General features: G+C 44.5%; 8 protein-coding genes. 2 read left to right on the forward strand and 6 right to left on the reverse strand.

Annotation, left to right across the window (positions count from 1 at the left end; translation table 11 throughout):
* Positions 1 to 262: 262 nt before the first annotated feature.
* Together Q5H80_RS10045 and znuA are read right to left on the reverse strand one after the other, a co-directional pair.
* A complete protein-coding gene (locus tag Q5H80_RS10045; protein WP_304564651.1) occupies positions 263 to 3,649 on the reverse strand; it encodes a helix-turn-helix domain-containing protein in 3,387 nt (1,128 codons plus the stop codon).
* 246 nt (positions 3,650 to 3,895) lie between these two features.
* Complete coding sequence (gene znuA / locus Q5H80_RS10050; protein ID WP_304564652.1) at positions 3,896 to 4,780, reverse strand: zinc ABC transporter substrate-binding protein ZnuA; 885 nt, start codon at positions 4,778 to 4,780, stop codon at positions 3,896 to 3,898.
* Between the two features lie 83 nt (positions 4,781 to 4,863).
* On the opposite strand from znuA, the gene znuC reads away from it, so the two are divergent.
* Positions 4,864 to 5,643: a zinc ABC transporter ATP-binding protein ZnuC gene (gene znuC / locus Q5H80_RS10055; RefSeq protein ID WP_304564653.1), complete on the forward strand. Its 780-nt coding sequence runs from the start codon at positions 4,864 to 4,866 to the stop codon at positions 5,641 to 5,643.
* Positions 5,643 to 6,428 carry a zinc ABC transporter permease subunit ZnuB gene (gene znuB / locus Q5H80_RS10060; protein WP_304569407.1) on the forward strand — a complete coding sequence of 262 codons (786 nt, stop codon included), beginning with the start codon at positions 5,643 to 5,645 and terminating at the stop codon, positions 6,426 to 6,428. The genes znuC and znuB overlap by 1 nt, the downstream gene beginning before the upstream one ends.
* A 170-nt stretch (positions 6,429 to 6,598) precedes the next feature.
* Here the strand turns inward: znuB and sucD are convergent, their stop codons facing one another.
* The 4 genes from sucD to sucA form a co-directional block, all read right to left on the reverse strand.
* Positions 6,599 to 7,471, reverse strand: coding sequence for a succinate--CoA ligase subunit alpha (sucD, locus tag Q5H80_RS10065; protein WP_017096870.1), 873 nt, complete (start codon positions 7,469 to 7,471; stop codon positions 6,599 to 6,601).
* The gene (gene sucC, locus Q5H80_RS10070) at positions 7,471 to 8,637 is read right to left on the reverse strand and encodes an ADP-forming succinate--CoA ligase subunit beta (RefSeq protein ID WP_304564654.1); all 1,167 of its coding nucleotides are present in this window, start codon (positions 8,635 to 8,637) and stop codon (positions 7,471 to 7,473) included. The genes sucD and sucC overlap by 1 nt, the downstream gene beginning before the upstream one ends.
* A gap of 207 nt (positions 8,638 to 8,844) precedes the next feature.
* Entirely contained in the window at positions 8,845 to 10,053 is a 1,209-nt protein-coding gene (odhB, locus tag Q5H80_RS10075; protein ID WP_009847318.1) for a 2-oxoglutarate dehydrogenase complex dihydrolipoyllysine-residue succinyltransferase, read from the reverse strand.
* 21 nt (positions 10,054 to 10,074) lie between these two features.
* On the reverse strand, positions 10,075 to 12,894 hold the full coding sequence (sucA, locus tag Q5H80_RS10080; protein ID WP_304564655.1) for a 2-oxoglutarate dehydrogenase E1 component: 2,820 nt from the start codon (positions 12,892 to 12,894) through the stop codon (positions 10,075 to 10,077).
* Positions 12,895 to 12,949 lie beyond the last annotated feature (55 nt).

Consider the following 12,949-nt stretch of genomic DNA (forward strand, 5'->3'; position numbering starts at 1 on the left):
CAAGCGAAGGTGTCATTGGCACCCGTGGTATAGTCCCCCCGGCTATGCCACGATATTTTTTTTCTTCCTTTTGTTTTACCCCATAAACCTTTTTGAACTCCCCAACTATCGTTATATCTCGTATCTCGTATCTCGTATCTCGTATCTCGTATCTCGTATCTCGTATCTCGTATCTCGTATCTCGTAGAAGCATAAAAAAGCCCCAACACGAATGTCGAGGCTCAAAGTATCTTTATCTATGTTGTTACTGGACGTCCCTAGCTCACTGCTCTTCGTTGTTTTCAGCAAACTTAGATGGTGACATGCCAAAGTGATGTTTAAACCTTTGACTGAAATAGGAAGGGTCATTGAAACCAGAATCAAACGCGACGTCTGAAATCCTCTCTCCCGCAAGTAACCGCTCGCACGCATGCTCTAAACGCACTTCACTCAAATGCTCTTTAAAGGTCTTGTTATAAGCCGATTTAAAACGTCTCTGTAAGCTTCTCTCTGACATGAACAAGTACTTAGCAGCATTTGCAGTACTAAACTCTGCATCGGCGTAGTTTTCACTCACAAGCTGCGACACTCTGTTTTTCCACTCTTGCTCAGCACTTAACCTTTGTTGCTCCGTCGCTGAAACTGTAAGTTTAATGGTCTCAATCTCTTCAATTGTGCTAGCTTCCAAATTATCTAACACTTGATATTCAATTGGCCACGAAAGCTGCACCTTATTTTGAGAGTCCGAGACAAAGGCATTCAGTTCACCACCGCTCTGGTTCATCAATAATGGCAACTTTTCGATGTTTAGGTCGGTCGACTTTCCAGTATTGTCATTAATACTTGAAGTCAATTTAGGGAAAGGCATTCCATGGTCTCGAATCGTCACAACAAGGTGCTCTTTAACCTCTTCAACCAATACCACCATACTCTGTGACTTAAAATTTCTCTTAACGATGCTCGCGACTAAACTGTTGAAAATAATATCAAGATTAAAATACAGTAAGGATACATGTCGTTGTTTAGTTTCAACTTTAATATCCAGTTCAATACCGGCTTTGGCTAAATCGTCCTGCCAAGCTTTGAGTACAGCTTCTAAGATTAAAATTATATCGTAACAAACCTTTCCCTTCCCTTGTGGCGTATTACTCAACTGAGCCAAGCCATTTTTCAATGTCAATATTGGCGACTTACCTTGCTCGTCGTTCCAATTCGGGATCATCGCTGCGATATGATTAACTTCAGAAAAAAGTTCGTTTGCGGTGTGAGACACAAGAGCACTCTTAACTGATAACTGTTTTTTAAGCTGTTGATTGGTCGTAAGTAGTATTCGGCTTTGATGCCTCAATTGATCTGTCTTTAATGCGACTTGCGCCTTTAAGTGCCGGTTGGCAAAAGTGACATAACGCGAGCGCCAAAAAACCAAAGCTGTAACAAAACAGATAAGTAATATAAGAGAACTTGCTGCTGCCCAATTACTCAAGTACCAAGGCTCCGCAATGGAAAAGCTTTGGTTCGTTGACGTAAAGCGATAATGGGAGTCCTTAACGGGCTTTACTTCCAGCGTGTAATCCCCAGGAAGAAGGTGATCGAGCGCGAGTAAGCCGCCTTCAAACTCACTCCAAGGTTCATTGTCGCTTAGTCGATACTCCATTGCAGGTGTGTATGTCGCTGGTAAAATTCCAATCTTAAAACCCATTGATGAGCCATAAGGAATTTCATCTAAATCAGCTTTCTTGCCACCAAGTGATACTATCTGCTGGTCAACACTTATCTTGCTCAGCAATGCACGGCTATGAGGTGTTGTTGACACTAATAGCTCATTAGATAATGCACTCACCACGCCATATCTTGAGCCGAAGATAAGCCTAGTAGACGGGCTACCTTCGCTGTAAAACAGAGCACATGCACCAGCAGCTAATTCATTGGTGATCAAGCCAAATGGTGAACCGATGTGTTTATGCAGTTGCCCATTCAATCCGTAATAGCTAATCCCTTTCGAAGAACCTAACCACACCCCATTATCATCGCTAATTAAACATTTAGGACTGATATTTTCTTCAACAAGAGTGACCTCTTGAATAATAGAACTGTTATGAGGGATTCGATACACACCATAGCTACTCGCAAACCACTGGGATCCATCTTTCGCTTTTTCAATATCGACCACTTTGCCAAACCGCTCGCTTGAACGACTAAAGCTAATTCTCTCATCAAGAAATGAGTAGAATCCGTGATCAGTACCAACATAAATACGGCCTTGTAAACCTATGTTGAGAGCGGTGATCTTTGCTGGCAAGAACTTATCAACTAACCAGTCGGTGCCATAACTTGTCAACTTATTGGTTTCGATAGATAACGAATAAAGGTTTTGTCCCGAGGTCATCCAAAGCATGTTATCCGCTTCAAGTGCAAAGTTTTCAACGGGTACACCTTCAATCGCTCTTGGTAGATCGACCTCTTCAGCCTCTAACGTATCAGTGTTGAAACTAATAATACCTTCTGCTGTCGCCAACCAAATAGAAGAACCAAAGAGCTCAAAGTCCTGTACTGGGTTAGAGTAAACACGAACGGGGTTATCTTCACTTTGAGAATCAACCAAATAGAGACCTCTGGAAGAAGCAACCCAAGACAGTTGATCGCGAACAAGCTGTACTTTGTTTATCACCACACTACTCGAGTGCATACCCATTCCCGTTAATGGCGTTCTTGAGAATGTCCTGCTGAACAGTGAAAAGTATCGAATGCCGTTGTTGGTCGCGACCCACATTCCACCAGCATGGTCGTTAATTAACGAGTATATTTTTTCACCCGGTAACGAAAAGTCTTGATTGTCGGCTTGTTCAAATCGTGTAATTTTTCCTGTAATAAAGTTGTAGCTGATAAGACCATGCTCCGTCCCAATCCAGTATTGATCGGTCGTTTCTGCGAGAGAAAGAACATGTGAACCATGTACCCACGTTTCTCTCTTTGGGTTCGCAAGGTCGATAATCACCGCACCATTCAATGTGCCGATAACTAGCTCACGTCTCGCCATCGAAAAATACAGCGTCTCTATATAATTCTTCTCTGATGCGCCGATATGAGTAAATTCTTGGCTATCAGAAAGGTACACTCCGGAACTAGTCGCTAGCACCCATTTGGACAGTACCCGCTCAGCATCGTTAATCGTAATATCGCTGCTATTGTTGTGTCGATACAATTTTAGAAGTGAGTAAGTAGTAAATTCTAAAGATCGAGTGTTGTATGTATAGAAATTACTGCCATCAGTAACCCAAATATAATCACCTGACGCACCAATATTCGCGATCTCAGCACCAGGGCTTAGACTAAATGCGAGTTCGTTGCCGATTCCTGGGCTATGTCGGTACACCTCATTATCAAAGAAAGTCCAAAACTCATCGTTAAGAAACGCGACTTTCTCTGAAGAAAATTGCAAAAGGCTACCTTTTCGAGGGAATATGGTTCTGCCATCATAAAAAAGTATTTTTCCATGCACATCATGAACCCAGAGTCCACCACCTTCACCTAAGTACAGATTTTTTGCCGCAAGGAAGTTCCCTTGTGCTTGAACGGGCAAAGGGTAGAAAACGGAGGGTGATGTATTTACCGCAAGAACGCTAAATGAAATGCTCATTAAAATGAACATTTTGAAAATAATTCGATGCAACCTTTAATCCTGAACAGCAACAACACATGAAATATTGGTTCTCACAACGCTTGTTGCTGATTAACCAAAAAGTGAGTTTTTTTGTGATTATTATTATCTTTCTATTTTAGCTGAAATTGACAAAGGAGAAAGGGGGTTTGATATTTGTTGGAAGGTTTTATCTTAGCGGTCACGAAAATGCCGCAAAAAGCGGCATTATTCATCAATTAACGAGAGCAAAGTGTCGTAAAGAATACTCGGTATTGATTACATTCCACTCAAGCAGCTTGTGTAACTATCTGTAAGCTGCTGAAGAAAATAAAAATAGCTTCCACTCTTCACTTCAACCTGCGAACCAACAGGATCAAGTTGTCCTTGTTTAGCGTTACTTCCACGAGTCACCGATTCAATCACCGCCGGTGTAAATTGAGGCTCTGAAAATACGCATTGAACATTTTCACGCACCAAAGTCTTCTTGATAGTTATCAGACTTTTTGCGCCAGGTTTACGTTCAGGGCTAACCGTAAAGTGACCTAGATTATTCAACTTAAATTCTTGTTCGAAGTAGCCATACGCGTCATGGAATACGTAGTAGCCTTTGTCTTTCACTGGCGCGAGTTGTTCATGAATCGCCTGCTGTTTCTCTTTCAAAGCAATCAAAAATGAATCTAGGTTCTCTTGATACGCCATTGCGTTATCAGGGTCTGATTCAATTAGCTGAGCTGAGATATATTTTGCCGCTACCTCAACTTGATCGATGCCCAACCAAAAATGCGGGTCATGACTACCATGGTTGTGCCCTTCATGAGCATCGTGGTCTTCATGTCCAAACTCTCTCAAGTTAATCCCCGGAATCTCACTGATCTTGATAACGTTTTCTCTAGAACCAATCACCTTGGTCAAAAAAGCTTCTAGGTCAGGGCCAAACCAGATCACCATATCGGCACTATGAACTTTTTTGACATCCGATGGCTTAAGCGCATAATCGTGCGGCGAAGCATTGCTGTTCATCAACACATCCGGCTCACTAACGCCCTGCGTTAATTCTGTCACAATCATTTGAATTGGTTTGAAGCTTGTTAGAATAGTATTGGCACTTGCAACACTTGGCGCTAAAAGCAAAGTAGCAAGTATAAAAGATGAACGTGACATAATTCCTCGTTAATAGAAAAGTAGCTTAGGCTTGAGGTAAATGTTACATTATAACATTAGCGAATTGCAAATGAGTTCTATTCATGGATAATTTAATCCAACTAGATTCTGTGAGCGTCGAATTTGACGGTCGAAAAGTTCTAGATAACATCTCTCTAAATTTAGAGCGCGGCAGAATCACCACCTTGATTGGGCCAAACGGTGCAGGAAAGTCGACATTAGTAAAAGTGGTATTGGGTTTACAGACCAAATTTTCAGGCAAAATAAAAAAAGCCAATAAGCTAAAGATTGGGTATGTACCGCAGAAATTAAAGCTCAATGATTCACTACCGCTCAATGTAGAACGTTTTCTAAAGCTCACTGGTAAATTCAGTCAGCAAGAGATCCTTGAAGCATTGAAGCTCGTTGGTGCTGAACATCTACAAAAGAGCAACATGCATCAACTATCTGGCGGTGAAAACCAACGTGTGCTCATTGCTCGTTCATTGCTAAGAAGACCCGATCTACTGGTTCTTGATGAACCCGCACAAGGTGTTGATGTACAAGGCCAAATAGACCTGTATGACCTCATAGATACCATTCGCCACCGTTTTGGTTGTGCCGTATTTATGGTTTCACACGATCTGCATTTAGTGATGGCAAAAACAGATGACGTTATCTGTTTGCACCACCATATCTGCTGTTCAGGCGCACCTGCAGACATCAAACACCACCCCTCTTATATCGCACTTTTTGGTACCGCGACCCAAGAGACCTTAGCCTTTTATCACCACCAACACGAACATCACCATCATGATCTCGCAGGACAGACTGTCGAAGGCGACGTGCATGAATGTTCAAACCACAAACACGGACACCACTAATGCTTGAGTTTCTTCTTCCCTCTATTTTAGCTGGCTTGGGCATTGCTCTAATCGCGGGGCCACTAGGTTCATTCGTGGTGTGGCGTAAGATGGCTTACTTTGGTGACACGCTTGCTCACGCTTCTTTGATGGGCTTAGCACTTGGCTTTCTGTTCAACATTAACTTGTATTTCGCGCTGCTGATTTGTTGTTTGATGCTGGCTGTGTTGCTAGTGACTTTACAAAAACAAAAGCTGGTCGCGACCGATACCCTACTCGGTATTTTGGCGCACAGCGCTCTGTCTTTGGGTCTCGTCGCCGTGAGTTTCTTAGATAACGTTCGTGTTGACCTAATGAGTTACCTATTTGGTGACTTGCTTGCAGTGTCTCCGACCGACTTAGTATTTATCTATGCGGGTGCAGCCGTGATTGGACTGGTACTTGCTACCTTTTGGCGACCACTATTGTCGACGACCGTTAACGAAGATCTCGCAGCGGTTGACGGCATCAACATTGATTTAATGCGTCTTATTTTGATGCTATTGGTTGGGATCGTGATTGCGGTAGGTATGAAGTTTGTTGGTGCGTTAATCATGACCTCACTACTCATCATTCCGGCAGCAACGGCAAGAAAGTTCGCCAATACACCCGAACAAATGGCATTCCTCGCCTCTGTAATTGGTTCTATCGCTGTGTTCGGAGGATTGAGCTTGTCTTGGTTCTATGACACACCGGCCGGCCCTTCTGTTGTTATCAGTGCTGCGGCAATGTTCATGCTATCTCAAATGTATAAAACCCGCGCCTAATGTGAAAGGTCGGGATTCATTCTGGCTTTTCACAACACAACACAACACAACAGTTGATGCGGCAGTCGTTTATAAAAGAATCGTTTACAAAAGAAAAAGGCTTGGTCAATGACCAAGCCTTTCTTATATCGTTCAGTTAGCTTCTATCTCGTTAGACAAAAGCCAGCTGATTACCAACCCGTGATTTCACGTAGGCCTTTACCTATGTCAGCAAGAGATTTAACAGTCTTAACGCCTGCTGCTTCTAGTGCTGCGAATTTATCTTCAGCAGTACCTTTACCACCAGAGATGATTGCGCCTGCGTGGCCCATACGTTTACCCGGAGGAGCTGTAACACCAGCGATGTAAGAAACAACTGGCTTAGTTACGTTCGCTTTGATGAACTCAGCCGCTTCTTCTTCCGCAGTACCACCGATTTCACCAATCATTACGATTGCTTCAGTCTCTGGGTCTTCTTGGAACAGTTTTAGGATATCAATGAAGTTTGAACCTGGGATTGGGTCACCACCGATACCAACACATGTAGACTGACCAAAGCCTTCATCTGTTGTTTGTTTAACTGCTTCGTACGTCAGAGTACCTGAACGAGATACAATACCTACTTTACCCTTCTTGTGGATATGGCCAGGCATGATACCAATCTTACACTCGTCTGGAGTAATAAGACCTGGACAGTTAGGACCGATCATGCGAACGCCAGTTTCTTCTAGCTTCACCTTAACGTCGATCATATCTGTAGTAGGGATACCTTCAGTGATCGTTACGATCAGTTCGATACCTGCATCAATCGCTTCTAGGATTGCATCTTTACAGAAAGGTGCTGGTACGTAGATAACTGTTGCTGTTGCGCCAGTCGCTTCTACTGCTTCACGTACTGTGTTGAATACTGGAAGGCCTAGGTGAGTTTGACCACCTTTACCAGGTGAAACACCACCAACCATTTGCGTACCGTATGCGATAGCTTGATCTGAGTGGAATGTACCTTGACCGCCAGTGAAACCCTGACAGATTACTTTAGTGTCTTTGTTAATTAATACAGACATTATTTAGCCTCCGCAGCAGCAACAACTTTCTGAGCAGCATCTGTTAGAGATACAGCAGCAATGATATCAACATCAGAATTAGCAAGTACTTCGCGACCTAGGTCTGCGTTTGTACCTTCTAGACGGACAACGACAGGAACTGTTACGCCAACTTCTTTAACTGCACCAATAATACCTTCAGCGATCATGTCACAACGAACGATGCCACCGAAGATGTTTACTAGTACTGCTTTAACATTGTCATCAGAAAGGATGATCTTGAATGCTTCAGCTACACGCTCTTTTGTTGCGCCGCCGCCTACATCAAGGAAGTTTGCTGGCTTGCCGCCGTGTAGGTTTACGATATCCATCGTACCCATAGCAAGGCCTGCACCGTTGACCATACAGCCAACGTTGCCATCAAGAGCTACGTAGTTCAGTTCCCACTGAGCTGCGTGCGCTTCGCGCTCGTCTTCTTGTGAAGGATCGTGCATTTCACGAAGCTTTGGCTGACGGTACATTGCGTTTGAGTCAATGTTGATCTTGCCGTCTAGACAAAGAAGGTTACCTTCATTTGTAATAACAAGCGGATTAATTTCTAGTAGAGCTAGGTCGTACTGAGCGAACATTTTACCAAGACCCATGAAGATCTTAACGAACTGTTTAATTTGATCGCCAGCTAGGCCAAGTTTGAATGCCAGTTCACGGCCTTGGTAAGCTTGAGGGCCAACTAGAGGGTCGATCGCTGATTGATGAATCAACTCTGGAGTTTCTTCAGCGATTTTCTCAATGTCCACACCGCCTTCAGTTGACGCCATGAATACAATTTTGCGCGTTGCACGGTCAACAACAGCGCCTAGGTAAAGCTCGTTAGCAATGTTAGATGCTTCTTCAACTAGGATCTTTGTTACAGGCTGACCATTAGCGTCTGTTTGGTAAGTCACTAGGTTTTTACCTAGCCACTTTTGTGCAAACTCTTTAACGCCTTCTTTAGTGTCATGTAGCTCTACGCCGCCCGCTTTACCGCGACCACCAGCGTGTACTTGACACTTAACGACTTTCTTGGCTGTACTGATACGACCTGCAGCTTCGAAAGCTTCTTGTGCTGTATCACATGCGAAACCTTCTGGTACAGGCAAACCGAATTCTGCAAACAGCTGTTTGGCTTGGTATTCATGCAAATTCATTTTGATATTCCGTTTATTTTCCCCTTAAGGGATTATTATTTCCATAACGACACAGTTTCCTGTGGTACGTCTGTAGGGTCTTCTCAAATCAACTGCTGTCCATTTTCTAATGGCTTTACAGTTCAAGTGAAGGCCAGACGTTGAGCAGCCTAGCCTTTGAAACTTTTTACGTCTAGCTAACGGGGTTAACTAGACGTTTTAGAGATACTAAACGTCTAATAGCAGACGTGCAGGATCTTCTAGAAGCTCTTTGATTGTCACTAGGAAGCCAACTGATTCTCGGCCGTCGATTAGACGGTGATCGTAAGAAAGCGCTAGGTACATCATTGGTAAGATCTCAACCTTGCCATCAACAGCCATTGGACGATCTTGGATTTTGTGCATACCCAAAATTGCCGCTTGAGGCGGGTTGATGATTGGCGTAGACATTAGAGAGCCAAATACACCACCGTTCGTGATAGTGAAGTTACCGCCCATCAGCTCATCAACAGTTAGCTTGCCGTCACGGCCTTTGATTGCTAGCTCTTTGATGCCTTTCTCGATGTCAGCGAAACCTAGTGTGTCACAGTCTTTCAGTACTGGAGTCACTAGACCACGTGGCGTTGATACTGCCATGCTGATGTCGAAATAGTTGTGGTAAACGATATCTGTACCATCAATAGAAGCGTTAACTTCAGGGAAACGTTTCAGTGCTTCTGTTACTGCTTTCACGTAGAAAGACATGAAACCAAGACGCGTATCGTGACGCTTCTCGAATTGGTCTTTGTACTGCTTACGAAGGTCCATGATTGGCTTCATGTTCACTTCGTTGAAAGTAGTCAGCATCGCTGTGCTGTTCTTCGCTTCTAGAAGACGATTTGCAACTGTCTTACGTAGGCGAGTCATTGGCACGCGTTTTTGGCTGCGAGCTGCTGCTGGCGCTTCAACTGCTGGTGCAGATGCTGCTGCCGGAGCCGCTTTCGCTGCTGCTAGGTGTGCGTCAATGTCTTCACGAGTAATACGACCACCAACACCAGTGCCTTTAACGTCAGCTGGTTGTAGGTTGTGCTCAGCAAGCAGACGACGAACAGCAGGGCTTAGTGCGTCGTTGCTTTCTTCTGTAAGTGCCGCTTTGTGGCGCTTATCAGGAGAAGCTTCTGTATCTTCAGTAGTGTCTTTCGTTGGTTCACCAGCGACAGCACCAGGCTTGATTTTCGCAAGAAGCTGCTTAGAAAGTACCGTAGCACCCTCTTCTTCAATGATAGCTTCCAGAACACCCGCTTCAGGAGCCGGTACTTCTAGAACTACTTTATCTGTTTCGATGTCTACAATGACTTCATCACGTGCAACGGCTTCGCCTGGTTTTTTGTGCCAAGTCGCTACTGTTGCATCAGCCACAGATTCAGGTAAATCTGGAACCAGAATTTCAATTGTCATGTCTGTATTTTCCTTTTACTTCTAGTTCTTAAGTAGGGTCAAAGCGTCGTCTACTAACGCTTTTTGTTGTTTCAAGTGTACCGACATATAGCCAACAGCTGGTGACGCTGATGCAGGACGACCTGCGTATTGAATATCAGCACCCACTGGGATAGCAGCTCGGAAATTATGTTGGCTACTGTACCAAGCACCTTGGTTTTGTGGCTCTTCTTGACACCAAACGTAATCGACTACATTTGTGTATTGAGCGATTGCAGCTCTCACGTCCTCGTAAGGGAACGGGTAAAGTTGCTCAATACGCACAATAGCGACATCGTCTTGCTCGTTCTTACGTCTTTGGTCAAGAAGGTCAAAGTAAACCTTGCCTGAACAGAACACGACGCGTTTTACGTTCTCAGGAGCCAGATCATCAATTTCTGCGATGGCTGGTTGGAACGTACCGTCTGCAAGATCTTCAAGAGAAGACGTACACAGAGGGTGGCGAAGCAATGACTTAGGTGACATTACAATCAGTGGACGACGCATTGGTCTAACGACCTGACGACGAATCATGTGGTAAACCTGTGCTGGCGTTGAAGGAACAACAACCTGCATGTTTTGTTCAGCACATAACTGAAGGTAACGCTCAAGACGAGCAGAAGAGTGCTCAGGGCCTTGACCTTCATAACCGTGAGGAAGCAACATAGTTAGGCCACATAGACGTGCCCATTTTTGCTCACCTGACGAGATAAATTGGTCAATAACAACTTGTGCACCGTTTGCGAAGTCACCAAATTGTGCTTCCCAAAGGGTTAGACCGCTCGGCTCTGCTGTTGCATAGCCGTACTCAAATGCCAACACAGCTTCTTCTGACAATACAGAGTCAAACACTTGGAATGGCCCTTGTTTGTCATGAATGTTCGCAAGAGGAACATACGTGCTGGCATCTGATTGATTGTGTAGTACAGAGTGACGGTGGAAGAACGTACCACGGCCAGAATCTTGGCCAGAAATACGAATACGCTTACCGTCGTCAACAAGTGTTGCGTAAGCCAGAGTTTCAGCCATACCCCAATCAACTTGTTTCTCACCATTCACCATGGCAGTTCGATCGTTGTACAGTTTATTTACTCGGCTTTGCAGCTTGTGGCTGTCTGGGTATTGGCAAAGTTTAGTACCAAGCTCTTTCAGGCGCTCGATATCAATCTTATTGTCCCACTCGATGTTCCAGTCGTGACCTAGGTAAGGAGACCAGTCGACAGAGTGAAGTGCCATTGGGCGCCACTCTTTAACCACAACTTCACCGTGATCAAGTGCATCACGATATTCGTTAACGAGTTGAGTTGCCGTATCAATACCAAACTCACCGCGCTCCATTAACACATCGGCATAAAGCTTACGTGGTGTTGGATGCTTCTTGATTTTTTGGTACATCAAAGGCTGTGTTGCATTCGGCTCATCGGCTTCGTTGTGACCGTGGCGACGGTAACAAACCAAATCAATAACAACATCACGCTTAAAAGTATTACGGTAATCCAATGCAAGACGCGCTACGAACGCAACCGCTTCTGGATCATCAGAATTAACGTGGAAAATCGGAGCCTGAACCATCTTCGCGATATCTGTACAATACATCGTAGAACGTGTATCGCGAGGGTTAGACGTTGTAAAACCAACTTGGTTGTTTACAACGATACGAACCGTACCACCGACACAGAAACCACGCGCTTGAGACATGTTAAACGTCTCTTGCACTACGCCCTGACCAGCGATAGCTGAATCACCGTGGATCGTAATTGGAAGTACACGACTGCCGTCTTTATCGTCTAGACGATCTTGTCGAGCACGTACTGAACCGATAACTACCGGGTTTACGATTTCTAAGTGAGATGGGTTAAATGCAAGTGCTAAGTGAACGTTGCCGCCTGGGGTTGCGAAATCCGCAGAGAAACCTTGGTGGTATTTCACATCACCCGTACCCCATGAATCATCGCTGTGCTTGCCCGCAAATTCGTCAAACAGGTCTTGTGGCTTTTTACCAAGCACATTGACCAGCATGTTTAGACGACCACGGTGAGCCATACCAACAACAACTTCACGCATGCCTTGTCCACCTGCATGACGAATGATTTCTTTCGTCATTGGGATAAGAGCATCACCACCTTCCAAAGAGAAGCGTTTTGCACCAGGGAATTTCGCACCAAGATAGCGCTCAAGACCTTCAGCAGCCGTTAGCTCTTCTAGGAAAGCTTGCTTTTCTTCTTTATTGAAAGACGGTTGACCAGATACAGACTCTAAACGCTGTTGGATCCAACGCTTTTGTTCTGTATTAGTCATGTGCATGTATTCAGCACCAATAGAACCACAATAAGTTTGCTTTAGAGATTTGTAGAGATCTTTAAGCACCATCGTCTCTTGGCCAATGGCGTAAGAGCCGACGTTAAACGTCTCGTTGAGGTCTTCTTCGGTAAGAGTGTGGAAAGAAGGATCCAGTTCAGCGACTGTATCTCTTTCCCATAAACCTAGAGGGTCTAGATTTGCTGATTGATGCCCTCGGAATCGATAGGCATTAATAAGTTGCAGAACCTTTACTTGTTTCGCATCGACATCTGGATCACTAACTTGGACACTGTAATGCTTTGTTTCTTGAGCGAGTCGACGGAAGTATTCACGAACACGAGAGTGTGGTTGTTCCACCGCTTCTGAAGCTTGCACAGGCAGTTCTTCAAAAACGCTTCTCCATTCGTCACTTACCGAATCGGGGTCACTAAGATACAGTTCATAGAGTTCTTCTACGTACGTTGCATTGGCGCCAGCCAAGTGTGAAGACTCGAGCCATGCCTTCATCACGCCGTTGTGCATATTTTCCCTTAACCAGTAGTTTTCACGTTTGCTGCGGTCTATGCCGAGCTATTAA

Origin of the sequence: Vibrio sp. SNU_ST1 (assembly GCF_030563405.1) — a bacterium.
Lineage (GTDB): Bacteria > Pseudomonadota > Gammaproteobacteria > Enterobacterales > Vibrionaceae > Vibrio.

What these genes read in the sequence shown, in the direction of transcription:
- sucD (WP_017096870.1), bottom strand. Translation starts at nt 7,471, where the DNA reads ATGTCTGTATTAATTAACAAAGACACTAAAGTAATCTGTCAGGGTTTC.
- odhB (WP_009847318.1), bottom strand. Translation starts at nt 10,053, where the DNA reads ATGACAATTGAAATTCTGGTTCCAGATTTACCTGAATCTGTGGCTGAT.
- sucC (WP_304564654.1), bottom strand. Translation starts at nt 8,637, where the DNA reads ATGAATTTGCATGAATACCAAGCCAAACAGCTGTTTGCAGAATTCGGT.
- sucA (WP_304564655.1), bottom strand. Translation starts at nt 12,894, where the DNA reads ATGCACAACGGCGTGATGAAGGCATGGCTCGAGTCTTCACACTTGGCT.
- znuC (WP_304564653.1), top strand. Translation starts at nt 4,864, where the DNA reads ATGGATAATTTAATCCAACTAGATTCTGTGAGCGTCGAATTTGACGGT.
- znuB (WP_304569407.1), top strand. Translation starts at nt 5,643, where the DNA reads ATGCTTGAGTTTCTTCTTCCCTCTATTTTAGCTGGCTTGGGCATTGCT.
- znuA (WP_304564652.1), bottom strand. Translation starts at nt 4,780, where the DNA reads ATGTCACGTTCATCTTTTATACTTGCTACTTTGCTTTTAGCGCCAAGT.